The sequence below is a fragment of the Streptodolium elevatio genome, from assembly GCF_053592165.1.
On the sequence record NZ_JBSFVE010000049.1, the window covers coordinates 1 to 24641 of the forward strand.

The 24641-nt window shown below is 70.0% G+C and carries 12 protein-coding genes and 1 pseudogene; 2 read left to right on the forward strand and 11 right to left on the reverse strand.

The genetic code is table 11. The annotated features are described in order from the left end of the window. Positions 1 to 208: 208 nt before the first annotated feature. The 6 genes from ACWD12_RS40155 to ACWD12_RS40180 form a co-directional block, all read right to left on the reverse strand. Complete coding sequence (locus tag ACWD12_RS40155; protein WP_450103809.1) at positions 209 to 1741, reverse strand: carboxylesterase/lipase family protein; 1533 nt, start codon at positions 1739 to 1741, stop codon at positions 209 to 211. Between the two features lie 531 nt (positions 1742 to 2272). After that, positions 2273 to 3709: an alkaline phosphatase PhoX gene (locus tag ACWD12_RS40160; RefSeq protein ID WP_450103810.1), complete on the reverse strand. Its 1437-nt coding sequence runs from the start codon at positions 3707 to 3709 to the stop codon at positions 2273 to 2275. 167 nt (positions 3710 to 3876) lie between these two features. After that, on the reverse strand, positions 3877 to 5421 hold the full coding sequence (locus tag ACWD12_RS40165; protein WP_450103811.1) for an ABC transporter substrate-binding protein: 1545 nt from the start codon (positions 5419 to 5421) through the stop codon (positions 3877 to 3879). A 24-nt stretch (positions 5422 to 5445) separates the two neighbouring features. Continuing rightward, positions 5446 to 6462, reverse strand: a complete 1017-nt coding sequence (locus tag ACWD12_RS40170) for an ABC transporter ATP-binding protein (protein ID WP_450103812.1) — start codon at positions 6460 to 6462, stop codon at positions 5446 to 5448. After that, complete coding sequence (locus ACWD12_RS40175; protein ID WP_450103813.1) at positions 6459 to 8327, reverse strand: dipeptide/oligopeptide/nickel ABC transporter permease/ATP-binding protein; 1869 nt, start codon at positions 8325 to 8327, stop codon at positions 6459 to 6461. Before ACWD12_RS40175 ends, ACWD12_RS40170 begins: the two co-directional genes overlap by 4 nt. A 116-nt stretch (positions 8328 to 8443) precedes the next feature. Beyond that, complete coding sequence (locus tag ACWD12_RS40180; RefSeq protein WP_450103814.1) at positions 8444 to 9391, reverse strand: ABC transporter permease; 948 nt, start codon at positions 9389 to 9391, stop codon at positions 8444 to 8446. Between the two features lie 584 nt (positions 9392 to 9975). Between ACWD12_RS40180 and ACWD12_RS40185 the strand changes: the two genes are divergently transcribed. Then, positions 9976 to 11208, forward strand: coding sequence for a carboxylesterase family protein (locus ACWD12_RS40185; protein ID WP_450103815.1), 1233 nt, complete (start codon positions 9976 to 9978; stop codon positions 11206 to 11208). 435 nt (positions 11209 to 11643) lie between these two features. On the opposite strand, the pseudogene ACWD12_RS40190 reads toward ACWD12_RS40185, so the two are convergent. The 5 genes and pseudogenes from ACWD12_RS40190 to ACWD12_RS40210 form a co-directional block, all read right to left on the reverse strand. Then, positions 11644 to 12739, reverse strand: a pseudogene (locus tag ACWD12_RS40190) (integrase core domain-containing protein). Positions 12740 to 13204: 465 nt separating this feature from the next. After that, entirely contained in the window at positions 13205 to 14338 is a 1134-nt protein-coding gene (locus ACWD12_RS40195) for a glycosyl hydrolase 53 family protein (protein ID WP_450103816.1), read from the reverse strand. Between the two features lie 479 nt (positions 14339 to 14817). Then, positions 14818 to 16125, reverse strand: a complete 1308-nt coding sequence (locus ACWD12_RS40200) for an ABC transporter substrate-binding protein (RefSeq protein ID WP_450103817.1) — start codon at positions 16123 to 16125, stop codon at positions 14818 to 14820. 92 nt (positions 16126 to 16217) lie between these two features. Continuing rightward, on the reverse strand, positions 16218 to 19079 hold the full coding sequence (locus ACWD12_RS40205) for an ABC transporter permease subunit (RefSeq protein ID WP_450103818.1): 2862 nt from the start codon (positions 19077 to 19079) through the stop codon (positions 16218 to 16220). A gap of 5 nt (positions 19080 to 19084) precedes the next feature. Beyond that, positions 19085 to 21313, reverse strand: coding sequence for an MFS transporter (locus ACWD12_RS40210; RefSeq protein ID WP_450103819.1), 2229 nt, complete (start codon positions 21311 to 21313; stop codon positions 19085 to 19087). A 471-nt stretch (positions 21314 to 21784) separates the two neighbouring features. Here ACWD12_RS40210 and ACWD12_RS40215 point away from each other — a divergent pair, with 471 nt between their 5' ends. Beyond that, positions 21785 to 24436, forward strand: coding sequence for a family 78 glycoside hydrolase catalytic domain (locus tag ACWD12_RS40215; protein ID WP_450103820.1), 2652 nt, complete (start codon positions 21785 to 21787; stop codon positions 24434 to 24436). Positions 24437 to 24641 lie beyond the last annotated feature (205 nt).

Genomic DNA, 24641 nt, shown 5'->3' on the forward strand with positions numbered 1-24641 from the left:
TGAACGGGGCTATCCAGGACGGCTCCGACGCCGTGATCACACCAGCCACACCAAGATCATCTCACCCGCGACCAGCACTTACGGGACAACCCTTAGTTGTTGGTGCCAGCGGTGAGGACGATCGTGCTCATGCGACCTCCGGGGCCGGACCCCGCTCGGTTCGGGTGAGCCGCCAGGGCTGAGCCGTCCGGTGATGAGGGCGGGTGCCCTACGGCTGAGGTGCGGACCGCAGCCGGTCCAGGTGGCGCAGCGGGTCCTCCGCGGCGGCGCTTTGCGTGTCGAAGATCATCGTGGTTCCCGTCGCGTCGTCGTACCGCGGCCAGGCAGGGCCGGGGTCTCCGGTGTGGGCGAAGGACGCCCACGCCTGGCCGATGGCGTCGGCGAGGCTCTGCGGCGCGTCGGGGCCGGTGAATACCGCGGCGCCCGGCTGGTGGAGGTTGTCGAACACGAACGGCAGGTCCACGGAGTGGCAGGCGCCCAAGTGGCCGTTCATAGCGGTGGAGCGCCAGGTGAGCAGGTACTGCCACACCTGGTGGGTGTGCACGGCGTGGGTGGCGGCGGCGAGCCTGGTGGGTGCGCGGAACATCTGCTCGCTGATCAGCGCGTTAAGCAGCCCGCCGGGGGAGGTGTCGGGTTCGACGGCGCGGAACGCCGCCAGGGCCTGGGACGGGTCGGTGTAGCGAGAGGCGAAGACCGGTTCAAGGACTTCCTCGTCGGCGGCCTGGGGCCCGCTGAGCAGCAGGAAGAGACGGGCTTCTTCCAGGTTGGCGCCCACGATCAGGGAGATGTCCTTGGCGGCGCCGTCGCGCAGCGCGTCCAGGGGTGGCCGCGGCAGGGTGGAACCGTCGACGACCGGCGCGAACGGCAGCTGAACACCGGCGACGCGGCTCATCATCGCGTCCTGAACGACCTGCTGGGCGCGGATCAGCTCGTCGGCGGGCGTGTCGCGCAGCTTGGCTGCGGAGTCGGCGTCGAGGCCGAGGACGTCCAGCAGTTCGCGGGTGACCGCGGTCGCGGCATCGGGGGTGGTGACGTGCTCGGGGTTGCCGCTTTGCACGATGGCCTTGTGGAACAGCCCAGCCGCGGCGGGGGCGGTCATCAGCGCCAGGGTGCTCATGGCGCCGGCGGACTGCCCGGCGACGGTGACGTTGCCCGGGTCGCCGCCGAACGCGGCAATGTTGTCGCGCACCCAGGCGAGTGCCGCGATCTGGTCGAGCAGACCCAGGTTCCCCGACTGTGCGTAGTCCGGGCCGAGGACGTCGCCCAGGTACAGGTAGCCCAGGGCGCCGAGGCGGTAGTTGACGGTGACGACGACGACGTCGCGGCGTTCGGCCAGGCGGCTGCCGTCGAAGACGGGGTCGGAGCCGGAGCCGGTGATGAACGCGCCGCCGTGCAGCCATACCAGCACCGGACGTGCCGCTGCACCATCACCGGAACCGGTGGCTGCGGTGGCGGGAGCCCCGGCAGGGGCGGGGGTCCACACGTTGAGGGTCAGACAGCCGGCTTCGTCGGTGGCGAATCCGTCGAGGCCGAACATCTCCTGCAACAGCGGGTCGTGGGGCTGCGGCGAGGCGGGGCCGTACTGCGTCGCGGCCCGTACGCCGGGCCAGGCCGCGGGTGGCTGCGGAGGGCAAAAGCGCAGCTCGCCGGTGGGGGAGGCGGCGAAGGGGATGCCCTTGGCCACTGCACCCCAACCGGTTGCCGTGCCCTGGATGCGGCCGTGCGTTGTCTCGAAGATCACGTGGGTGCCCTTTCCTTGCGGTGATGCGCGCCTGGAGCGGCGGGCCTGGCCGGACACGGGTGCGGCGTCTGGATGCGGCGCCGGAGGGGCGCGGGGCACGGCCGGTCCCCGTGATCCGGGCCGCGCCCCGCGCCGGGTGGCCTGCGGCTACCCCTCCATAAGGCGGCAGGTCACCCAGGTCCGTCCCCGGCCCGTGTTCGGGGACGGACGACGGGCGCCGCCTGTGCGGGCGGCGACGCACCGGGTGTTGGGCTGGTCGTGCGGGGGAACTAGGTCGTGTCACAAACTCCCCCCGGGCCCGCGGGCCGTGGCACGCACGCTCGCCGCGTTACGGGCCTTGCCGCCGGGCCCGGGGGCCCTCCCAAGCCAAACCCAGGCCGAGCCGCGGCCCGCGCCTTGCGATCGCACGCACCACGGCCCGCGGGCTAACCGACGGGACTTTGAAGACACTCCCTAGGGCGGGACGGGTGTCGGTCCGGACGCCCTTTCGGGTAGGCCGCGTGCCCTGGCGGGGCACGCGGCCGAGCAGCGTTACAGTCCGGGGCCGCGCAGCGCGATGGTGCAGCCGGCCTTGGACTGGATGTTGACGTAGAGGGTGCGGCCGTCGGGGTCGAAGGTTGCGCCGGCGAACTCGGCGTCGGGGTCGCCGGGGACCGGTGCGAGGCGGGCGATGTCGATCAGGGTGCCGTGCGCGGTGAGGCCACGCAGGTAGTTCTCGTTCTCGCCGTCCTCGCACAGGATCAGCGTGCCGCGGGGGCTGACGGCGATGTTGTCGGGCATGTCGAGGACCGTCGAGTGCGGGGACTGGTAGACCAGGCGCAGGCGTTCGCTGCGGATGTCGTACGCCCACACCTGGCCGCGGCCGGCGCCGAACGCGGTCAGGCCGCCGGGTCCGGGCGGGAACTCGTCGCCGGGTGCCGCGTCGCCGCCCTGGGTGGAGACGAAGTAGACGGTGCCGTTCTCGTAGGCGGCTCCTTCCAGGCGGGAGAAGACCGCGCCGCCCTTGGCGTGGCCTTCGCGGGCGACGGTGGGTGAGGCGTCGAACCAGGTGGCGCTGGGCGCGAAGGTGGGGTCGGGGTCCTCGATGTCGACCCACGAGGTCCGGTAGCTCGCGCCGGCTTGCTGGCCCAGCTGGAGTTGCGCGCGGGGGGTGCCGGTGACGGCGAGCATCTGCAGGCGGCCGCCGTCGAGGATGTGTCCGGCGCGCATCGGGTGGACCGGGGGCAGGTAGCGGTAGAACCCGGAGGGGAACAGCGGGTTGTCCTCGGTCAGGTACAGCGCGCCGGACGGGGGGTCGAAGACGGCGGACTCGTGCTGGAACCGGCCCGCGGAGCGGATCGGCCGGGCGGTGGCGCGGCCGCGGACCGGGACCTCGAAGAGGTAGCCGTGCTTCTGCGTCAGTTTGCTGTTGTCCGCGCCCGGGATCGGGCTTTTCACGTCGGGGCCGTCGACGGATTCCTCGCAGGTGACCCAGGCGCCCCAGGGCATCGGTCCGCCGGAGCAGTTCATGATGGTGCCGTTGAGGCTGACGCGCTGGTCGGTCAGGCGGCCGTGCCGGTCGACGATGAGCGTGGTGGTGCCGCCACCGCCGAGCAGGTCGTAGGCCTGGGACAGGTGGCCGAACGCACCTGGGGTGCCGGGGATTTCGTGGTTGCGGACCAGCACGGTGGCGCCGGCCCAGCCGCGGAATGCGGCCATGCCGTCGGGCCGGGCGGGCGCAGGGTGCCCGTCGTTCATCGGGTCGCCGACCGCGGAGAAGGACCGGTAGGTGAAGCCTGGTGGAAGGTGCAGGCGGACCTGGCCGTCTCGCTCGTCCGGCACGGGCTGCAGCGCTCCGGGATTGGGGGGCTTGTGGGGGCCTTGGGGTGCGGCGTGTGCGGACGCGATCAGGCCTTGGAACGGTCCGGCGAGCAGGGCGGACCCGCCGGCGGCCGTGGCGGTGCGGGCAAGGAATTTCCTGCGTTCCATGGGGCTCGTCTCCTGTCTGGCGGGGCAGGCGAAGCAGCGGGCGTGAGCGGGTCCGACGACGGGTGCGGCGGAGTCGGGACGGTGTAGAGCCGTGTGGCCTCTGGGTTTGGGGGACGGGAGAGGAGCGTGCGGGCGGCGGAGGACGTGTGCCGCCCGCACGCTGAGTGCTACTTGGTGGGGCGGGTCTCCCAGGCGACGTCGGGCAGGTAGCTGGGGGCGTACTTGAACCCGGTGATCTTCTTGTCGTTGAAGGCGTAGATGCCGTCCATGCGGACGACGGAGACGAACCACGCCTGGTCGACGACGTACCGCATGACGTCCCGGTAGAGCGCGGGCAGTTGCTCCTGCGGTGCCGCGGCCGCGGCGGCGAGCTTGGTGCTGAGTGCGGGGTCTTCGGTGGCGAAGGGGTTGAACGCGGTGGCGTGCGGCAGCATCCAGTCGAGGGCGATCAGGTAGGTCGGCGCGCCGCCGTAGCCGAATCCGAGGACGGGGAACTTCTTGGATGTGGCGTTCTGCAGCCACTGTCCGACGGTGGTGTCGGTGGTGACGTTCGCGTTTACGCCGATCTGCTTCCACTGTTCGACGACGGCCTGGGTGATCAGGTCGATGCCGAGCATGTTCTGGGTCTCCATGTCGAAGGAGAACCCGCCCGCGTAGCCGGCCTCCGCGAGCAACTGCTTGGCCTTGGCCGGGTCATAGGGGTACTGCTTGTCCAACTCGGCGTCGAAGCCGTCGAGTCCGGGCATCGAGATCTGGGTGGTCGGGGCGCCGTACGACTGGAAGAGCGCCTTCGCGATGGCCTCGCGGTTGACCGCGTAGTTCAGGGCCTGTCGCACCCGCTGGTCCTTCAGCGGTTTGGCGATGGTGCCCTGCCGGTCGGCGAGGTTGACGCCCATGAACGCGGCGGGGCTGTTGATGGTTGCCAGCCCGCCGGACTTCGCGCCGTCGACCTGCGCGGGCACGATGGTGGTGATGTCGGCCTGGCCGGTCTTGACCGCCTGGAGCGCCGACTGCGGGTTGGCGATGACCTTGATGACCACCTTCTTCCAGTGGATCTTCGACTTGTCCCAGTACTCGGGGTTCGGCTTGTAGGTGTAGTGGTCGCCGGACACGGTCTGGCCGGCGTCCAAGATGTACGGGCCGGCGCCGAACGACTGGGTGCCCAGCTTGCTCGGGTCGGTCAGCCCCTTGGGGCTGATGATCGAGCCGACCATGGTGATCTGGTCGAGCAGACGCGGTAGCACCGGGTTGGCGGACTTGTTGTGGATGCGGACGGTGTCCGGCCCGGTGGCGGTGACCGAGTCGATCGCGGAGGTCCACGAGACGTTGAGCCCGTTCCGGCGGGCGTAGTTCAGCGACGCGGCGACCGCCTCGGCGGTGACTGGGGTGCCGTCGGAGAACTTCACCCCGGGCCGCAGCTTGAACTCGAAGTCGGTGTTCCCCGAGCCGACGTAGCCCCACTCGGTGGCCAAGCCGGGGTGGGTCTTACCGTCCTCGCCGACCCGCAGGAGCGTGTCGTACGCGAGGTTCACGAACCAGTTGTCCGAGCCGACGTTCGCCTTCGCGGGGTCGAGGCTCGCCGGGGGGCTGATCGTGACGATCGTCAGCGTGCCATCCCCTCCCGAATTCGTGGACGAGCCGCCGCAACCGGTGGCGGCCAGGGCGAGTGCGGTCAGCGCCGCGAGTAGTGTGCCGATCTTGCGTCTGCGCATGGTGCGTGCCTTTCTCCGGGGTGATCAGTCGACCGAGGCGAGGCTCGGCGCGGGCAGTTCGACGACGCGGTGGCAGGCCACCGAGCGCTCCGACCCGGCAACGGGGTCGGGGCCGACCGTGACCAGTGCGGGGCGCTGTTCGTGGCAGACGTCGATGACACGGGGGCAGCGGTGCGCGAATACGCACCCGGTGCTATTCGGCGCGGCGGCGGTTCCCGTGCCGGCGGTGATCCGGGCCTGGCGGCGGGCGCGCTGGCCGGTGGGGTCGGGTTCGGGGGCGGCGGCGATCAGGGCCTGGGTGTACGGGTGCGCCGGGTTGCCGTACACCGCGCCGGCGTCACCGGATTCGAGGACCTGGCCCCGGTAGAGCACGAGGATGCGGTGGGACAGGTGGCGCACGACCGGGAGGTCGTGGGCGATGAACAGGTAGCTGAGGGACAACTCTTGTTGCAGATCGGCGAGCAGGTTCATCACTTGCGCCTGGATGGACAGGTCCAGGGCGCTGACCGGCTCGTCGCAGATCACCAGCTTCGGCGACAGCATCAACGCGCGTGCGATGGCGATGCGTTGGCGCTGCCCGCCGGAGAACTGCCCTGGGTAGCGGTCGGCCGCATCCGCCGGCATGCCGACCCGCTCCAGCATCGCGGTGACACGAGTCATCATCTCGGCTTTGCCGAGCTTTTCGTGGACCAGGAGGGGTTCGGCGAGGGTCTGGCCGATGGTGCGGGCGGGGTTGAGCGAGGAGTAGGGGTCCTGGAACACCACCTGCAGGCGGGAGCTGATGCCGCGCCTGATGCGTGCGTTGGCGCGGGTGATGTCGCGGTCCTCGAACCGGACCTGTCCGGAGTGGACCGGGTTGAGGCCCAGGATCGCCCGTCCGATGGTCGACTTGCCGGAGCCGGACTCGCCGACTAGGCCCAAGGTTTCGCCCTCGCGGACGGCGAAGGTGACGCCGTCGACCGCGTGGAGCGGCGGGTTCTTGCGGCCTTGGCGGAAGTGCACGGCTAGGTCGCGGACGTCGAGGATGGTCGGTGGCGTCATCGCAGGCTGCCCTCCTCGAGCAGGGACGGGACGTGGATGCAGCGGGTGAGCCGGTCCGGGGCCGGCCGGGTCAGGGCGACCGGCTGCGCGGTGCACGCGTCGGTGGCGTGCTTGCAGCGCGCTGCGAAACGGCAGCCGCGCGGCCAGTCGCGCGGTGCCGGCACCGTGCCGGGGATCGTCGGCAGCGGCTCGCCCCAGACCGCCTTGTGGGGGTTGGCGGCCATCAGGCCGGCGGTGTAGGGGTGCAGGGGTTGGGCGAACATGCCCTCCACTTCGGCGTCTTCCACGACCTGGCCGGCGTACATCACCACTGCGCGGCGGCACAGGTCGGCGACCACGCCCCAGTCGTGGGTGACCAGGAGGACGGCCATGCCGGTGGTCTCCTGCAACTCCCGTAGCAGGCCGAGGATCTCGGCCTGGACGGTCACGTCCAGTGCCGTGGTGGGTTCGTCGGCGATCAGCAGCCGCGGGTCGCCGGCCAAGGCGACCGCGATCGCCACGCGCTGGGCCATGCCGCCGGACAACTGGTGCGGGTAGCGGGCGGCGACGGCTTCGGGGTTCGGGATGTGGACCCGTTCGAGGAGTTCCACGGCGCGTGCCCGTGCGGCCTTGCGGTCGCCGCCGCGGTGGGTGCGCACCGCCTCGGCGACCTGGTGCCAGATGGTGTACGTGGGGTCGAGGGCGACCATCGGCTCCTGGGAGACGTAGGCGATGCCGGTGCCGCGGATCTTCGCCATCGCCTCGCGGGAGCCGGTGACGTCGACGCCGTCGAAGTACACCGCACCGCCGGTGATGCGGCCGCCGCCGGGGATCAGGCCGAGGATGCCCAGCGAGGTGACGGACTTGCCGCAGCCGGACTCGCCGACCAAGCCGAGCGTTTCGCCGGGCGCGAGGTCCAGGCTGACGTTGTCGACGACGCGGGTGCCGCCGATCTCCACGGTGAGGTTCCGCACCGACAGCAGCGCGCCGGGGGCGGGAGCCCTGGGCTTGGCGGCGGCCGACCCGGTGTCGCCCAGGCTGCCGTTCTGCTTGTCGACAGCGGCGGATTCGGTCCGGCGGGCGGGTGAACTTGCCTTGGAGATCGACCAGTTCTCGATCGCCGCGTCGCGGATTGCGTCGCCCAGCACGGCCAGCGCGACCACGGTCAGCACCATCGGTACACCGGCGGGTACCAGCATCCACGGGGAGCGGTCGATCGCTTGGGAAGCGTCGGCGACCAGGCCGCCCCACGAGGGGGCGGGCGGCTGTGCGCCCAGGCCCAGGAAGCCGAGGCCGGCCTGGATGACAACGACGATCGCGGCGAAGAGCGCGGCCTGGACGATGATGGTGCTGGCCAGGCGGGGCAGCACGTGGCGGCGCAGGATCTGGCTGTGGCTCAGGCCCGCCACGCGGGCGGCGGCGACGAAGAGTTCCTCGCGAATGGTGAGGGTCTGCGACCGCAGGATGCGGATGAGCCCCGGGGCGCCCAGGACGCCGAAGGTGACCATCGCGGCGTGCAGGTTGCCGGGGAACACCGACAGCACGACCAGGACGATCACGATGCCCGGCAGCGAGAAGACCAGCTCCGCGCCGCGGGTGATCGCCCAGTCGACCCAGCCACCGCGGTAGCCCGACAGCAGACCGAGGGTGACCCCGATGACCAGGAACACGATCAGGGCCTCGACGACGGCGACCAGGGTGGACCGGCCGCCGAACAGAAGACGGCTGAGCAGGTCCCGGCCCAGCACGTCGGTGCCCAGCAGATGGCTCCCCGACGGGCCCTTGAGGACGTGGCCGAGGTCCTGCTCCAACGGGCCCCGGGTAGTGAACATCGGTGCAGCGCTGGTGGCCACGACGAGCAGCAGCAGCCACGCGGTTGCGACCACGGCGCTAGGTCTGCGCAGCACACGGCGGACGAGCCCGGCCTTCTTCGGCGCCGCCGGAGGCGTAGGTGCCGGTGCGTGGGTGGCTGCGGGTGATGCGGTGCGGGGGGAAGCGGTGTTCATGCGGCACGCACCCTCGGGTCGAGCCGGCCGTAGGCCAGGTCCACGAGCAGGTTGACCACGACCACGACGATCGTGATGTAGAGGACGGCCCCCTGGATCAGCGGGATGTCGTGCTGGACGGTCGCCTGCTGCGTCACTCCGCCCAGGCCCGGCATCGCGAACACGGTCTCGACGAACACCGTGGAGGCCAGGAGGCTCACCATGACGACGCCGAGCACGGTGACCACTGGCAGGGCGGCGTTGCGCAGCACGTGCCGGTACAGGATCGACCGCTGCCGGAAGCCGTTGGCCTCCATGACGCGAATGAAGTCCTTCGTCATGGTGTCCAGGACGGAGTCGCGGGTCTGCTTGGCGATGATCGCCACCGCGCTCACCGACATCGACACCACCGGCAGCACCAGCGAACGCGCCCACTCCGTCGGGTTGTCGGCCAGTGGCACGTACCCGGTCACCGGAAGCCAGCGAAGCTGCACCCCGAACACCGCGATCAGCACCAGAGCCAACCAGAACGCAGGCACCGCAAGGCCGAGCAGAGACAGGACGTCGACCGACTTGACCAGCACCCCGCCGCGCCGCGCGGAGAGCACGCCGAGTGCGACGCCGACGATCCCGGACACGATGGTGGCGGCGATGATCAGCGAAAGGGACACCGGCAGGCGGTTGTTGAGCTGCGTGGCGACCGGCTCGCCGCTGAACAGCGACGCCCCCAGATCGCCCCGCAGGAGGCCTTCGAGCCAGTTCCAGTACTGGACCGGCAAGGACTCGTCCAAGCCCAGCTGGGCGCGGACGTTTTGGTACTGCTCCTCGGTGGCGTGCTGCCCGGCGATGGTCCGCGCCGGATCCCCCGGAACCAGCGAGACCAGCACGAACGTGAACGCGGAGACGAGGAAAAGCAAGGGCACGGACGACACGAGCCGCCGCAGGACTAGTCGGAGAATGGCCATGGTCACCTCGGGGCTTTGCGCAGCGCGTAGGCGAAACATCCCCGATACGAGTGCGGCGGCTTGGCGCGCCTGACAGGCGTCGCGTGTCCGGCATCACGGGGTTAATGGATTCAGCGGGCTCGCCAAGGGCGCTGGTGGACGTGACGGGGAAGCGGGAGGGGTCAAATGCCGCCGTACGTGGTCCGGCGTCGTCGGCGGCCACGTGCCATGCGGTCGGTACCTCGTGTACCTGGCTGGGTCCCCGGCACGTTAGCGCGGAAATTTGACTGTCGCCAGATCTAGGAGATTTTTGATGAGTGCGGGAGGTCGCCAAGTAGCGCCTTGGACGCAGGGCGAACAACGCTCAGTGCATTTCCGTGCAGTCAGGGCGCCCCTGCTCAGGCACGCCTCGAGCGGATGAGGTGACCTGCGGGGCGGCACATCAGCGATGGCCCGTCGGAAAGGTGCCGTCCCCGGGCCCGACGGATTTCGGCTGTCCGCGTGGCCGATTTCGTCCCGAGGGTTCGATGCGTGGCCCAAGGCGACCGGTGCTGTGGGCCTCGTCCACAGGCGACAGCCCGCGTCCAGCGCGTGTGAAGCGGCGTGTGTGTCGTGACCGGTGGGCAGTCGACGACGCCGCCCGCCCCGTGCTGGTCTGGATCCACGGCGGGGCTTTCCTCACCGGGGCCAACGCCATGCCCAACTACTCCGGCGAGACGTTCGCTCGCAACGGCGACATCGTCGTGGTCAACATCAACTACCGCCTCGGGCCCCTCGGATTCCTCTACTACGGCGGCGACGACGGGGACGCGAACGTCTGGCTTACCGACCAACTCGCGGCGCTGTGCTGGGTGTACGACAACATCGCCGCGTTCGGAGGGGACCCCGGCAACATCACCGTCGCGGGCCAGTCTGCCGGCGCCCTGTCCACTGCGACACTGGCTGGCCACCCGGATGCGCGGCCTCTGATACGCCGTGCCGTTCTCCAGAGCGTCCCACTCCGCATGCCCATGTCCACGCCGCCGGAGGCACTCGCGCGCACCGAGGCGTTCCTGAGCCTCCGGTGCCAAGAATGCCGACGAGCCGCGCCGCGTCCCCTGGCCGCGCCTGATCGAGGCCACCGTGGAACTCCTCGTGACCGGCGCCGAATGGGGGCACTGGGCCGTCCCGTTCCTTCCGGTGCTCGGCGACGCGACGATGCCGACGCAGCCCGTGGACGGCCTCCTCGACGGGCTGGGCGCCGATCTCGATGTCCTCGTCGGCTGGACGAGGGAGGAGGCCGCGTCAGCTTCGCCCTCAACCCGGTGTACGCCGCGACGACAAAGGAGCAAGTGCTGCGCCGCGCCCGGGAGTCATTCGGCGAGGGCGCAACCGAGGCGTACGAGGGGTACGCGGCTGCCCGCCCCGGCGCCCGGCCGATCGACGTCCTCATCGACCTGACCACCGACGAGGCGTTCCGGACGCCGACACTCGCGTTCGCCGACGCCCGCGCGGAGCGGGGCCGCCCGGTGTGGGCGTACGAGTTCGACTTCCAGGCCCCCGCGCACGGCGGCCTGCTCGGCGCCCCGCACTGCCTTGAACTGCCCTTCGTGTTCGACAACTTCGACGCGTGGTCGCATGCGCCGTTCGTGGCGGGCATGGATGTGCGGATCAGGGACGCGCTTGCGGAGTCGATGCACCGGGCGTGGATATCGTTCATCCGCACCGGCGACCCCAACCACTCCGGCCTGCCGCGCTGGGACCGCTACGACCGACCCTCGCACGCGACGATGCGCTTCGACACGGTGATTACCGCGGTCGCTCACGGAGGGCCCGCGCCGGTGGCGTCGCAAGAATAATCCAGACCCGGCCTCCGCTTCCGTCCCGCGATACGTGCACCGACTGAGGTCCGTTCAGCCCTTCTGCTGAGATAGGTCTCGGCGAGACCTGCCGGGCGGACAAACTACTCGCTCCGCACGGTCTTGCCGGTGCGACGGCGGCTGCCCGCACGGCGTGCGGCGAACTCGTTCTCACCCGAACGGGGTTGATGGCCCGGACCGATACGTGGGCGCAGCGTCGGCTGTTCACGCCCGGCGAGCCGGGCGGCAAGGTGCGCGGCTGCGCGTACCACGCGACCCATCCCGAGTGAGGCCAGGAGTCCGCACGGCCTGACGGTGTTCCGCGAGGTTCAGGCCGTCGATCCGGTCGCCCGCCTCGCGCTGTAGCGCTACCTGTCGCCCTACGACCCGCAGGTGCTCCGGCAGTGCGCCTGCCGAAATTGTCATCCGGCCTGGTCAGGCCGTATGTCGGTACTCGTGGATGATTCCGCCGAGTCGGTCGTGTCGGCGTATGCGTAGGCGCTGGAATTCGTCGGGTTCGGTGATCGGGTGGGGTGCCGGATGCAGGGGTGCCGCCTGCCGCAGTGCCTGGTGGGGCCGGTGGGTGTTGTGGTGGGTCTCGAACTCGCGGAGGGCGCGGCGTAGGTGGTGTTCGTTCCAGATCAAGGTGCGGTCGAGGAGTTCGTGGCGGAGGGTCTGGACCCAGCGTTCCATGATCGAGTTCATGCGCGGTATCCGAACGCCGGTGTGTACGACGCGGATCCCGGCATCGGCGAGGATCTGGTCGACGAGTGTGGGGAACTTGGCGTCTCGGTCGCGGATGAGGAACTTCGCGGTGGCTCCGGCGTCTTCCAGGTCCATGGCCAGGTTCCGGACCGCCTGGGTAACCCAGCCGGCGGTCGGGTGCGGGGTGGTGCCCAGGACGCGAACCCTGCGGGTGGCGTGCTCGATGACCGCGAGGATGTACTGGCGCTGGCCGCTCAGCGTGACCGTCTCGATGAAGTCCCAGGCCGGCAGCGCGTCGGCCTGGGAGTGGAGGAAGTCGGCCCAGGTGGTCGAGTGGCGGCCGGGTGCGGGGTCGATGCCTTCGGCTCGGAGGATCTCCCAGATGGTGGATGCGGCGATCTTGATACTGAGCGCGGCGAGTTCACCGTGCACCCGACGGTAGCCCAACGACGGCTTTTCCCGGACCAGCCGCAGCACCAGGGCCCGGATCGAGCGCACGGTGGGCGGGCGTCCGGGCCGCTTGGGCCGGCAGGTGCGCGCATGCCTGCGTTTCATCAAATCGCGGTGCCACCGGAGAACCGTGTCCGGCTGGACCAGCAGCCGCATCCGCCGCAGGACGTCCCGCGGCAGCGCACCAGCAGGGTGCGAGGACCACCCGGTCCTTGGCGGTGAACGCCACGCGGCCCCCGGCGAGCTGCCGCTCCAAAACCGCCAGCTGATGCCGAAGCACAACGATCTCCGTGTCCTTGTCCCGGTCGCTCATCGGCAGCAGCCGCGCGGCCGCGAAGACATTGGTGACGGCCAGGTACGCGAGTCGAAGCAGCACAGGTGCAGATCTTGCCGTAGTCCACATCGGCCGTCTGACCTGGGCGGACGGCATAGTCGGCAGGCGCAGTCTTCCCCGCCCGGCGAGGGGGCGGTGCGGGGGCCCGACGAGTCAATGCAGCGACTGTCGCATTACCGCGTCGATTGGTTGATGCTGCAGCAGGCGGGGACGTCGAACGAGCGCCCCATCGCACAGTGGTGGCCTCGCTCGGCTCCCGAGCCACGGTCATGGCATCTGGCCAGGCACTGATGACCGTTCGCACTGCCAAGGTGGTGAGCACGGCGCCGACGAGCGACACGGCCGGCATGAACCAGGCGATGTCTGTGGTGTGGAAATGAGCGAGCGGCTTCCTCGTCGACGGAATCAAGCGCCAGGCCCCTGGGGATGCGCCGCACGGTGAAGCGCCGCGCATCCCCAGGGCTGCCGAGACCGCAGTGCTCGGTCTCGGAGGAGTTGCTCACCCGTCTACGAGCCGGCAGCCGCCCGCAGTCCGTCCGTGACCGCGTTGAGGACCGGTTTGGCGGTGGCGACCCCGCCGTTCGGTGCGAAGTGGCTCATGGGGTGCCAGAAGGAGACGCAGGAGTCCGGGGCCCACGGGCGGATCCCGGCCAGGCATCCGTCCTGTGCGCCCCAGGCGACGAGGTCGCGGTGGAAAGCGTACTGTCCCTGCGCGGTCAGGGGGTATCCGGCGACCGCGGCGTTCCACTCCAAGGGCGGGGACATCGTGCCCGAGGGGTAGCCGGCTTCCGCGATGAAGACCTGCTTGCCGAACGTGCTGTGCAGGGACTGGCTGGACGCCTTGAAGACGGCGAGCTGGTCGCCGACGGGCACCGAGGTGGGGTAGTACGACGTGCCCAACTGGTGGGCCTGGAAGCCCGCGTCGGCCATGGCCTGCCAGAACGCTTCGGCGAAGCCCGGGTATTGCATGGCGATCACGCTGGTGTGGGTGCTGAACTTGGCCTGCGGATCCACCCAGCGGATGCCTTCGGCGACAGCGGCGAGCAGCCGCCCGGTGTGCGGCCACAGGTGGGCTTGCAGCCAGGCGATCCGCGCGCTGTCGGACATGCCCACCAGCAGGGTGTTGACGTCCATCTGGCCGATCGCGGGGTCGACCGCATCCGGCGCCGTGTAGCTCCAGTACGCGGTCGACGGGGTGAAGCCGCGCGGTGCGACTCCCGCGACGCCGAACTCGACTTCATTGCCGAGGTCCCAGACGTTGACCCGGACCCCGGTGCCGAGAACCTGGCCGGCCGCCATGGCTCCGTACAGGCGTAGAGCCTGCACCATCTGGTTGATCGTCAGCGACTCCCAGGGGCAGGGCAGCTGGATGAGCGGGTAGTCCGAGAAGTCGGGGCCGGGCTGGTGCGAGACGTCGCCGTAGACCGCCCAGAGACCGAGTTCCACGTTGAGGGGAAGGCCCAACTTGCGTGCCAGGCGGGCGCGTTCGAGGACCCGGCGGTACCCGTGCTCGCCGCCGTTGGCGTGCGCGTCGCGGCGCGTGGCCATGCGCGCGAAGACCTCGGTGGAGCCGTGCGCCATGAACAGTCGCTGGACGCCTTCGACGGTCGTGGCCGTCCGGATCCCGTCGGTCAGGGCCACCTGCGCGAGTGCTGTCTCGGTATCCGGGCTGACCGACAGGGAAGTTCGGAACGTGGAACCGGCGGTGGTGGCCGCGGCGGTTGAAGGGCCAGGGGCAGTCGACCGGGCTTCGGCGGAATGGGCGGAACCCGAGAGCGTACCGGCTATGGCGAGTCCGGCCGATGCGCCGAGGAAGCCGCGGCGACTCAGACTTGAGCCTCTGTCGGCCGGAGACGCGTCCGGTTGGGACATGGGGATGATCCTCATACTCTGTCGCTTTCTGCGCAGGGCACAACCGCCTGGGTACACGGCCAGTGCCGGTGGGCGTGCTCAGAGAAGGGCGAGGCCGATGGAAGGAGGGGCCTCCATCGCGGCCTTGGTGCGTGCGCGTGTGTGGCTGGGAAGCATCCGCAGAGGGGTCCGTCCGCCCGGCCCCGCAGCACGAGGCCGGGCGGACGGCACCGTCTGCGCGGCGGCGGGCGGTGCGGCGCGCGGACGAGTCAAGAAGCGCTGACCACGAACTTCTGCGTCGCGGGGTCGAACACGTACAGGCGCGCCGGGATCGCGCCGTGGGGCGTGGCCTGCGCGTAGGTGGCCTTGTCGGCGTTCCCCGGGCTTTGGAAGGAGCCGAGGGAGAAGCCGGCGTTCTGGAACGTCTCGTAGTTGAGGTCCTTGCCGGCCTTCTCGACGATGGCCTTCAGCAGCGCCACATTGCGGCACGCGGCGCCGGCCGAGGTCTGCGGTGTCGGCGTGCCGGCGGGCAGAGTCATCGGGTCGACGGTCAGCTTGCCCTTGGAGGCGGGGGCCGCGGCCTCGATCGTGGTCATGCACTCCTGGTTGGTCGCCTCGCCCCAGTTGGCGATGAGGCCGAGCGCGCCGGCGCCGGTCAGGGTCGTGAAGTCGTGCTTGCCCTTGTCGTTGGCGTACGCCTGGATCTGCTGGAAGTCGGTGAACAGGAGCCGGGGGCGGTATTTGGTCTGCTCCAGCACCTGCGGGAACGACGCGCCCATGCTTCCGACCACCACGACCGCCTCGGCACCGGCGGACTGGAACTTCTGGATGAACACGCCGGTCTGCTGCCCGACCGCGGCAGCGTCCTGCGCGGGGGCATCGAGTACGCCGGTCTCCACCGGCGTCACGCCCATCTTCTGCAGCCCCGGGATGACCACGTCCTTCATCAGGGCCTGCTCGTTGACGTTCGAGAGGACCGCGACCTTCTTGCCGACGAGACTGTTGCCCGCGTTGAACAGGGCGATCGAATCAGTGACTTCGTCGCCGCCTCGGAGGTCGCTGAACCAAGGCGCCTGGGCTTGGGCGTAGCGCTTGGCGGTGAGCTGGCCGCCGATGGCCGCGGTCTTGTTGGTCTGTACGTAGCACAGCGGTTCGTCGCCGTTGAAGTTGCCGAGGACGGCGAAGACCTTCTCGTCCTGGGTGAGCTTGACGCACGTCTCCTGTGCGGCGGCCGGTGAGATGAGGTTGATCTTGCCGAAGACCGGTTGGATCTTGCGGCCGTTGATGCCGCCCGCGTCGTTGATTTTCTTGAACAGCGCGTTGTACGCGGCTTCGTAGTCGCCGTGGTCGATGCTGACGAAGGCCTTGACGGATTCCAGGTCGGGGTAGGTGACGCCGATCTTGATCGTGTCGGCGGTGACGCCGGGCGCGATCTTCGGCGCCGGCGGTGCGGCGGGACTGCCGGCGCCCGCCTTGTCGGCGTCGTCCTTGTTCTCTGCTGTGCAGGCGCCGAGCACTAGGGCGCTCGCGGCGGCGAGGACGACGGCGGCGTGCCGTCTGGTGCGGTGCGATGTCATGTGTTCGGTATCCGTTCCTGGAGATGGGCTTGGGCAGAGTGGGCGACGCGTGGACCCACCGGACTGGCGCTCGGGTCCCCGGTCGTGCGGCGTTACGCGGGTGTCGCGGCGTCCGCTGTCCGGGCGGGGTCCGGGGCGCTGGGACCCGTTCCGCTGCGTTCGATGGCGCGTTCGTCGGTGCCGAGGTAGCTGGCGATGACCTTGGGGTCGTTGCGGACCTCGACGGGCTTGCCGGCGGCGATGATGTGGCCGGTTTCCAGGCAGTAGACGCGGTCGCTGATGCTCATGATCAGTGGCATGTCGTGCTCGATGACCAGCATCGAGGCGCCGAGCTCGCGGCGGATCTCCTGGATTAGTGGCCCGAACGCCTCGGTTTCGCGCTGGGCGACGCCTGCAGTGGGTTCGTCCAGGCACAGCACCCGGGCGTCGAGCGCGAGGAGACCGGCGAGTTCGACTATGCGGCGGGTTCCGGTGGACAGGTCGCCGATGAACGCGTCGGCATAGCGACCCAGACCGAGGAAGTCGATCAGGTCGTCGGCGTCCGAGCGCTTGGCGCGTTCCCGGGTGAACGTGTGCGGCAGGTGCAACGCGGTGGACAGCAGACCGGTCCGGCCGCGTGCCTCCAGGGCTATCTGCACGGTTTCGCGGACCGTCAGCTCGGGGAACAGGGTGGCGGCCTGGAAGGTCCGGCCGAGACCGAGCCGGGCCCGCGCGGCAGGGGCCGCGCCCGAGACGTCCCGGCCCAGCAGCTCAACGCGTCCCGAGGCCGGGACGAACCCGCCGATCGCGTTCATCAGGGTGGACTTGCCCGCACCGTTGGTACCGATCAGGCCGACGATCTCGTTCGGGCGTACTTCGACGGATACCCCGTCGACGGCGTGTCGCCCACCGAATCGCACCCGTACCTCTGACGTGGACAGCACCGGCTTGTCCTGCGGCAGCGGTACACGGGCGGTTCGGGCGAGCCCCTTCGGCACTGTCGTGACCGCTTTCGCCGCAGGCGCGGGCCCCAGCTTCCGGTCCGCCCAGGCCAGCAGGGCATCCCGGGCGCTGTAGCCGATCTGCACCAGGCCGCCGGGGAAGTACAGCAGCAGGATGAGCAGTCCCAGACTCGACGTCAGCAGCGGCACCAGTTCGTTGTCGGGGAAGATCGCTGGCAGACCGATCACCCACAGGGCGCCGAGCACCGACCCCGACACCGAGCCGAGTCCGCCGATTACCACGATCGACACCAGGGCGAGCGAGTCGGGGCTGAGGAAGTACTTGTCGGCGTACGGCACAGTCTGCACCGCACCCGCCAGCAACGCGCCGCCCAGCCCGGCGATGCCGCCGGCCAGCGCGAACGTGCGCAGCTTCACCCGGGCGGCGGCAACCGTGTACGCGGCCGCCGTCGCCGGGTTGTCGCGCACCCCGATCGTGGTACGCCCGATACCCGACTTCCGCAGTCGCGCGACGATCACCAGAACGACCGCAAGCACGATCAACACCAGGTAGTAGTAGGCACGTTGGGTGGACACGTCGATCCCGAAAGCCGAACTGCGCGGGAAGGACGCCGTAGTGGTGCCCTCGTCGTGGAATACATCGCGGCGGTAGAGATATTGCTCGGCCGCGACGGCGAACGCGAACGTGCTGACCGCGAGGAGCAGTCCGCGCACCCGTAGCGCACCCGCGCCGACCAGCGCCGCGAGCAGCGCGGTGAACAGCGACGCCACAAGTACCGCGGCCGGGAACGTCAGCCCGCGGAAGCTGTACACGGTGTCGCCGAACTCGATGTGCAGCCCGCGGTTGAGCGAGGCCGCGGTCAAGGCACCCAAGCCCGCGAACGCCATCTGCCCGAGGGAGAGTTGCCCGGCCCAGCCGGTGAGGATGGTGACCGAGGCCGCGCAGATCGCGTACGCCAAAATCACCGTGTATAGCAAGTGCCTGGACGGCTGGGTAACCACCAGCGGGACGACGATGGCGACCAAGCCGAGGAACAGCAGGGTGGCGCGTTCCATGTGACGCACCCACCAGACGCCGCGAAGGCGCTCCGGGACCGGCTTGACCTTGGGGGCGAAGGAGAACGCCGACGCCTCGGTGTCGCGGCCCCGGCTGACAAGGAACACCGCGACCAGCACGATGACCAGGAACACCAGGTCCGTCAGGCCGGGTTGGTCCAGCCAGTTGAACTGGATGAACGACTGCACCAGGCCCAGCACCACGCCGGATGCAAGGGCGATCGGGAACGACACCATCCGCGCGATCACCGCGGCGGCCAGGGCACGCAAGAGCGTGGTGGGGCCGAGTGTGGTGACCTGGGTCAGCGACTGGTTCTGTGCGGAGATCAGGATCAGGCACAGCGTGCCGAGCAGGCCGGCGACCGCCCAGACAGCGGTGGAGACCGCCTTGGGGCTGATGCCGTTGAGCCGTGCCAGCTCCGGGTTTCCGGCCGCGGCCTTGACGGTCTTGCCGAGGGTGGTCCTGCCCAGGAACAACGCGAGCAGGATCGCCGCTACCGGAACGGTGACCAGGACACTCAACTGCGCCCCGGTTACCTGCAGATCGTCGGCCGGCGACCACGTCCCTGTCCAGGGCACGGGGTACGACCAGGTCGTGTAGTCGTCGAGATCCGGGTATGCGGTCACGATGGTGAGCGCGAGTTGCGCGACGCCGATGGTGGCGACCAGCACGATGACACGCGGTGCGTTGAACAGGCGGCGTACCACGGCGAGGTCGACGATCGCGCCGAAGAGTGCGCCGACAAGGAGAGCCACGGCCAGCGCGATCCAGTACGGCACGTGGTAGCGCACCACGAGCAGCGCGAACAGCACCGAGCCCACCAAGCCCATGTTCGCGACGGCGAAATTGATGACACGGGTGGAGCGGTGGACGAGGACGATGCCCATCGCGAGCAGGCCGATGATGAGGCCGGTGACCGCGCCGTCGAACATCAGTTGCAGGGTTGGCATTTCCATGGCCGTCAGCCGCCTTCCTTGCCGAGGAAGACCGCGCGGGCCAGGTCGTCGCGTTCGGCGAGCTCACGGGCCGGGCCGGTGAAGCGGACTTGGCCCTTCTCCAGGAACACCGCGCGGTCCGCGATCGCGAGGGCGATGTTGAGCGACTGCTCGACGACGACGATCGTCAGCCCGTCGGCTTTGAGCCGTTCGATGATCGAGAGCAGGCCCTGCACGACCACGGGTGCGAGTCCGAGCGAGAGTTCGTCGATAAGCAGCACCTCGGGGTCGTGCATGAGCACCATGGCCAGCGCGAGCATCTGCTGCTGGCCGCCGGAGAGTGACCCGGCGATCTGGGACTGCCGGTCGGCGAGGTCGGGGAACAGGTCCAGGACGTAGGCGAAGCGCTCGTCCCGGTGCGTCTGGTCCTGGCGGAACCGGAACGCGGCCATCTCCAGGTTCTCCCGCACCGTCATGTCCGGGAACACACCCTTGCCGCCGGGCAGCAGGTGGATGCCATAGCGGCCGCGCTGCTCGGGCGCCACATAGGTGATAGTGCGGCCGTTGAGCCGTACGACGCCGCGCGACGGCGTGCCGAGACCGCAAATAGCTTTCAGGATCGTCGACTTGCCCGCCCCGTTGGTACCGAGCAGAGCCAGCGTCTCGCCGCGCTTGACGTCGAAGGCCACGTCGAACAGCACCTGCACGTGCCCGTACGAGAAGTCGATGTTGTTCACCTGGAGCACCGGAATGTGCTCCGGGGCCGCAGCCTGGCGGTCGCGCTCCTCCAACTCCTCGCGCAACTCCTGCACGACCAGCGAGAGATCGCCCTTGATGAAGGACGCGCCGCGGATCAGCATCAGGCCGCCGACCAGCGTCGCCGGAACGCCCACCACCAAGGCTGCGACCCGCGGGTCGTAGGCGTTGCTGATGAGGCCGGAGAGCAGCGCACCGCCGGTGGCGCCGATGAAGAAGATGTAGATGGCGGCCAGCGCGCTGCCCAGGCCGCGCAGGCGGTAGGGCACGATCGAGCCGAGGACGGGGCCGACCATGGCGAACGTCACCATGGCCAGGACCGCCGCCGGGATGCCGGCGAGCATGAACGCGACGCCGTTCGGCATGAACCACTGGATCGGCATCAGCACCGCGCCGGGCAGGATGAACCAGCCGAGCAGCGCCAGGGCGCGCGACGGGTCGCGGCGGTAGAGCCGGTCGTACGCGGGCCCGGCGAACGGGAGCGCGGCGAGGACCGCGACGCCGCCGACCGAACCCCACACGCCGCGTTCGAAGGTGGACATGCCGAAGTGGTCGTCCGCCCACAGGTTTTGCAGGATGCCGCTGGTGAACAGGCTGAACCCGAGCGCCGAGAACGCGATGATCGACGTCTTCATGGTGCGGATGCGCATCAGCCGGGCGAACGCCGCCTCGACCGAGATCGGCATCGGCTTGGCGTCCTCGACCACCTCGCCGAGCACCGACTTCATCTCGTGCTGTCCGCGCTTGGGCTCGGGGAGACGGAACGCCCAGACGGCGATGAACAGCGCGGGGATGCCGAGGATCAGGAACGGCCACCGCCAGCCGTCCGAGCCGCCCGCCAGCGCGGCGATGGCGCCGACCAGCAGGGGACTGAGTGCGCCGAACGTGCGTGACGCACCGGAGTTGACCGCCGCCAGTCGGCCCCGCACGCCGATCGGGTAGGTGTCGGCGATCATCGAACCGTGGACCGGCAGGTTGCTCGACTTGGCCACGCCGACACCGAAGCGCGCGAGGAAGAAGAGAAACGCGTTGGCGGCCAGGCCGCACGCGAACACCATGGCGGAGAACGCGACACCCGCCCAGCCGATCACACGGCTGCGGCGGCAGCGGTCGGCGAGCCAGCCCATCGGCAGCGCACCGAGCACCAGGAAGGCTCCGGACGCGGCGGAGATGAAGACGATCGCGCCGTCGCTGAGCCCGAAGGCGTCGCGGATGTCCGGCGCGAGCACCGTCAGTGTCGCGGCCTCCAGTTCGTCCATCGCGGCGAGTGTCGTCAGGGTGAGGAACGTCGCCGAACCTCCGGCGGCCAGGCCCTGGCGAACGGACAACTGCTCGTCGCCGACACCGGGGAGAAGCTCGTCGGCAAAGAGGACTTGGCGCTGCGCTTCCGCCTGGCGCGCTTGGCGCTCGGCCTCCGCGTCGATGAGCCCACCGGCCAGCGCGGCGGCCGAGCGGGGGGCAGCGCCGGCCTTGTCCGCCGGGTCGGTCGGGGCCGTCACGGTCGGATCCGGTCGGGACTCGGGTACCGGGGGGTGCACTGGGACATGGGATCTCCGGATGGTGAGAAGAGCCGACCGAGCGGCTGCCGAGGCTTTGCCCCGGCCACAGGGCCACCACCGACGGACGTGGCCCCGCGGGCTGAGCGATGGTTCACAGCGGCACTCAGTGCCAGTTGTTACCCCAATGACATGAATCGATTCATGCGGTTGGCCTGTGTTTCACCGGTGCTACGGCTGGGCTGTGCCGGGAGCGTAGCGGGCGGAATCTGCATGCGCCAGAGTCGGATTTGCGTTTCGCGGGTGGCTCTGATCTTTGAACCTTGCCGGGCTCGTGGCCGAACCGGACAATTTGTGTCATGGTTACGCTATAGAGCCGATGCGGGTGCCGCACCCCAGCGCGTCCGGCGTTGACGTGCCCTGCGGCGAAGGCGCAGGATGCGTGCTTGAAACGATTTAACGCCTTGGAGTGACATGCCCGCCCCCACCCATCTGCGCGTCGAGCATCTGGAAGCCCCGCTGGGCCTGCACGTGCGCCGTCCCCGACTGTCCTGGCAACTTCCGTCCGGCTCGTCCCGGCAGTTCGCGTATCAACTACGCACCCAGGAGTGGGAGTCCGCACGCGTCGAGTCCGACCAGTCCGTTCTGGTGCCGTTCGCCGGGCCGGAGGCGGCTTCCGCCGAACGTGTCGTGTGGCAGGTCAAGGTCTGGACGGACGTCGGCGAGAGCGCTTGGTCCGAGCCCTCGTGGTGGGAGGCCGGGCTCCTCGACCCCGACGACTGGTCGGCCCAGTGGATCGAGCCCGACGAGACCGAACCGCGGCCGGAACCCGGCGCACGCCCAGGCCACCTGTTCAGGCACGAGTTCGCGCTGCCGTCCGGTGTCGTCCGCGCGCGGCTGTACGCCACGGCGCACGGCGTATACGAGGCGTTCCTCAACGGACACCGAGTGGGCGATCTCGAACTCACGCCGGGGTTCACCGCGTACCGCGACACCTTGCACGTGCAGGCCTACGACGTCACCGACTTGCTCGTCGCCGGCGACAACACCCTCGGCGCAGTGCTCACCGACGGCTGGTTCCGCGGCCGGGCGGGGGCGATGCGCCTCGCCGACAGTTTCGGCGAACGCACGGGGTTCCTCTGCCAATTGCATGCCCACCATCTCGACGACTCGGTCACCGTGGTCGGGACGGACGGGTCGTGGACGACCGCGGTCGGCGAGATCACCTCGGCCGACCTGATGGACGGCCAGACTGACGACCTGCGTCGGAGGCAGCGCGGCTGGACCGAGGCCGGATTCGATGGCGCGGGATGGGCCAAGGCCCGAACCGCGAACGACGGACTGTACGCCGACTTCGCTCGACTGACGGCGTCGCCCGCGCCTCCGGTCCGAGGCGTGGAGGAGGTGCGCCCCGCCTCGGTGGCGGTGCTGCCGTCGGGCGTCCAGGTGGTCGACCTCGGCCGGAACATCAATGGCTGGGTCCGGCTGAACGTGCCGGCCGATGCCGATCTGACGCTGAGCTACGGCGAAGCGCTGGGTGCGGACGGGGACCTGGACACCGAGCACCTGCGCGGTGTCGACTTCCAGACGGGTGACCTGCTGTCGGCGGGCCAGGTGGACCGTGTGATCGGTTCAGGACGCCCGGGCGAGGTGTTCGAACCGCGGCACACCACCCATGGATTCCAATATGTCCGCATCGAAGGCGCCGAGAAGCCGCTGAACCTCGCCGACGTGACCGGCGTGGTCGTCCACACCGACCTACGGCCCACCGGCCGCTTCGAGTGCGGCGACGAACGCCTCAACCAGTTGCACGACGCGGCCGTGTGGGGCTTCCGGGGCAACGCCTGCGACATCCCCACCGACTGCCCGCAGCGCGAGCGCGCGGGCTGGACGGGCGACTGGATGCTGTTCGTGCCTACCGCCGCGTACCTCTACGACGTCGCCGGGTTCTCCGTGAAGTGGCTGCGGGATCTTGCGGTCGACCAGTGGGACGACGGCTGCCTCACCAACTTCGCCCCCGACCCGGGCGGGCGCGCGGTCCAGCACCTCCCGCCCGAACTGCTCGACCAGTTCGCCGGGTCGTCCGCGTGGGGTGACGCGTCGGTGATCGTGCCGTGGGAGCTGTACCGGGTCTACGGGGACCTGGAGATCCTGCGCGAGTTCCGTCCGATGATGGTCCGTTGGGTGGAGTTCGCCGCCGAGCGGGCCCGCACGCGCCGCCACCCCGACCGTGCGGCAGCCCGTCCGGAGCCAGCCGCGCACGAGGAGTTCCTGTGGGACGGGGGCTTCCACTGGGGGGAGTGGTGCGAGCCGGGGGCCGACGGGCAGGCATTCCGGACCGCCGACCAGGGCGCCGTCGCCACCGCCTACCTGTACCGGTCCGCCGCGCTGCTCTCCCGGATCTCGGCGCTGACGGGGGACGACGCCGACGCCGAGCGTTTCGGTCTGCTGGCTGAACGCGCGCTGCACGCGTGGCGTAGCGAGTACATCGCCGAGGACGGATCGCTGACCCCCGCGACGCAGGCCACCTACGTCCGGGCGATCGCCTTCGGCCTCGTCCCCGACGACCTGCGGGCGGCGACCGCGGACCGCCTGGTGAAGCTCGTCCGGGACGCCGGCACGCACGTGGGCACCGGGTTCCTCGCGACCCCGTACCTGCTGCCGGTACTCGCCGACACAGGACACCTCGACGTCGCGTACGACCTGCTCTTCCAGGACACCGAACCGTCGTGGCTCACCATGATCGACCGCGGCGCGACCACGATCTGGGAGGAGTGGAACGGAATCGACGCGAACGGCAAAGCCCACGCGTCGCTCAACCACTACAGCAAGGGGGCGGTGATCTCCTTCCTGCACACGCACGTCGCGGGCATCCGGCCGCCCACGGACCCCGACCCGGGGAGCGCGGGCTACCGGCGCTTCACGATCGCGCCTCAGCCGGGCGGCGGACTCGCGCGGGCGCGTGCGGAGTTCGAGTCGCCGTACGGCGTGATCAGCTCCGCTTGGCGCATCGATGACGACGCCTTCGTCCTCGAAGTGACCGTGCCGCCGGGTGCCGAGGCTGATGTCCGGCTACCGGACGGGCGTGCCTTCCAGGCGCTCCCGGGGACGCACACGTTCCGCTGACCGGCGCCCGCAGGCAGCCCGGCCGACGTCCGCTGTGCTGCCGAAGGCTCGCCAAGTTTGTGTAGGAATTACACATCAAACGGGTGCCGGGCGCGCGCATCCGCGCGACAGTGCGGTGGCCGGGGGGCCCCCGGGGGGGGGCCCCCCCCCCCCCGCGGGGGCGCCGGGGGCGACACCCCCCGAGGGAAGACCCCCCCGGGGGGGT

Coding starts and splice junctions, on each gene's coding strand:
- ACWD12_RS40200 (WP_450103817.1), bottom strand. CDS start 16,125: ATGACATCGCACCGCACCAGACGGCACGCCGCCGTCGTCCTCGCCGCC.
- ACWD12_RS40165 (WP_450103811.1), bottom strand. CDS start 5,421: ATGCGCAGACGCAAGATCGGCACACTACTCGCGGCGCTGACCGCACTC.
- ACWD12_RS40215 (WP_450103820.1), top strand. CDS start 21,785: ATGCCCGCCCCCACCCATCTGCGCGTCGAGCATCTGGAAGCCCCGCTG.
- ACWD12_RS40180 (WP_450103814.1), bottom strand. CDS start 9,391: ATGGCCATTCTCCGACTAGTCCTGCGGCGGCTCGTGTCGTCCGTGCCC.
- ACWD12_RS40205 (WP_450103818.1), bottom strand. CDS start 19,079: ATGGAAATGCCAACCCTGCAACTGATGTTCGACGGCGCGGTCACCGGC.
- ACWD12_RS40170 (WP_450103812.1), bottom strand. CDS start 6,462: ATGACGCCACCGACCATCCTCGACGTCCGCGACCTAGCCGTGCACTTC.
- ACWD12_RS40160 (WP_450103810.1), bottom strand. CDS start 3,709: ATGGAACGCAGGAAATTCCTTGCCCGCACCGCCACGGCCGCCGGCGGG.